The organism is Micrococcus sp. HSID17227 (genome assembly GCF_003989405.1).
Taxonomy (GTDB): Bacteria; Actinomycetota; Actinomycetes; order Actinomycetales; family Micrococcaceae; genus Micrococcus; species Micrococcus luteus.
On record NZ_RBLN01000385.1, the window covers coordinates 1 to 1,610 of the forward strand.

Below are 1,610 nucleotides of genomic sequence, written 5' to 3' on the forward strand. Positions count from 1 at the left end.
TCACGACGGCCCGTAAGTGCACGGTGGCCACGGGCAAGTGGGTGAGCAGCTGGGATCTGCGCACGCACACGTCTGCATCGACGCTGCAGATCGATCACTTGGTGCCCGTGCATGAGGCGTGGGGCTCTCCGTCAGGAGGGGCCCTTCGTGTGGGGAGCGGATGACGAGATTCGAACTCGCGACCTCCACCTTGGCAAGGTGGCGCTCTAGCCAACTGAGCTACATCCGCCTGAGTCGATCGTCACGGATCGTCTCCGTGCGCGATACTGGGTTCGAACCAGTGACCTCTTCCGTGTCAGGGAAGCGCGCTACCGCTGCGCCAATCGCGCTCGTCCACCTCCGAAGAGGTGGTGAACATGCCGCCACTCCCGGTCGGAGAAGGCTGCGAGGTCGGGACGGGATTCGAACCCGCGTATACGGCTTTGCAGGCCGCTGCCTCGCCTCTCGGCCACCCGACCAGGGGTGAAGGTTGAGCGAGCGGATGACGAGATTCGAACTCGCGACCTCCACCTTGGCAAGGTGGCGCTCTAGCCAACTGAGCTACATCCGCGTGTCGGTGCCGCCGGGATCCGCTCGTCCGAGCCGCTCACCTGCGTTTTCCAACGAGAAAGAACTCTAGGCCATCTCCGCCCGGATGCAAAATCGGCGTCCGCTGGCGTGTCGGGCCACCCCGTCGGGGGTCCGCGGACCCTGCCAGAATGGCTGACCATGACCCAGCCACGCCTCGCGCATCAGACCCCCCACGGGCGCATGTACGCGCGCTCCCTCTCGGGCCTGCCCGAGGTCCCGTCCATCACCACCGTGATCGGCATGGAGAAGACGGACCTGGACGGCTGGGTCGGGTGGATGGCGGCCCAGTCCGTGACCCAGGATCCGCGCCTGGCGGAATCCGTGGGCTCCGCCGCGCGCCTGAAGCAGGTGGCCCGGCAGTCCGCCGACGCCGCCGCCCGCTACCGGGACGCCGCGGCCGAGCGCGGGGACCGCGTGCACGACTACGCCGAGCAGGTGGCCCAGCGCGCCCTCGGCCGCCCCCACACCATGGCGGAGGCCCGGGCCCGGCTGATCGAGCACGGCGAGGGCGCCTACGCGGACCGCTTCGACGAGTGGTGGGACCTCTACGACGTCCGGCCGATCGCGGCCGAGATCACCGTCTGGAACCACACGGTGGGCTACGCGGGCACGCTGGACCTCGTCGCCCGGATCGGCGGCCGGCTGTGCCTGATCGACTACAAGACGAAGGGCACGGGGCGGGACGGACGGGTCAAGGCGCTCGATCCCAAGGTGGTCATGCAGCTGACCGCCGGCCTGAAGGCGGAGGAGTCCCTGGTGGACCCCGAGGCCGGCACCTGGGAAGAGTGGCGGCACGGCCAGGCCGAGATGCTGCTCGGCGTCGCCCTGGGGGAGACCGAGGTCGCCGTGCACCAGGCCAACCCCGGTGTGCTGCCCCGCCACTGGCACAAGTTCTGGGCCCTGCGCCAGGTCTGGAAGCACGCGCAGGCCGTGGACGACGCCGGCCCCGCGCTCCGCGTCATCGGCCCGCCTCCGCCGTCGGTCCCGGCGTCGGCGGCCACCGGACTGCAGGCCGTGCGCGCCGCGGAGAGCGGAAGGGG

General features: G+C 70.2%; 1 protein-coding gene and 4 tRNA genes. 1 reads left to right on the forward strand and 4 read right to left on the reverse strand.

The genetic code is table 11. The features are described from left to right. Nucleotides 1-155: 155 nt before the first annotated feature. The 4 genes from D8M29_RS12060 to D8M29_RS12075 all read right to left on the reverse strand — a co-directional run bounded on the left by D8M29_RS12060 (nt 156) and on the right by D8M29_RS12075 (nt 550). Nucleotides 156-229: transfer RNA gene (locus D8M29_RS12060), tRNA-Gly, on the reverse strand. A 28-nt stretch (nt 230-257) separates the two neighbouring features. Continuing rightward, a tRNA-Val gene (locus tag D8M29_RS12065) sits at nt 258-329 on the reverse strand. 58 nt (nt 330-387) lie between these two features. Then, nucleotides 388-458 (reverse strand) — tRNA-Cys (locus D8M29_RS12070). An 18-nt stretch (nt 459-476) separates the two neighbouring features. After that, nucleotides 477-550, reverse strand: a tRNA-Gly gene (locus D8M29_RS12075). Nucleotides 551-708: 158 nt separating this feature from the next. On the opposite strand from D8M29_RS12075, the gene D8M29_RS12080 reads away from it, so the two are divergent. Continuing rightward, the coding region (locus D8M29_RS12080; protein ID WP_127446013.1) for a cytochrome at nt 709-1,610 on the forward strand (902 nt) is incomplete at its 3' end.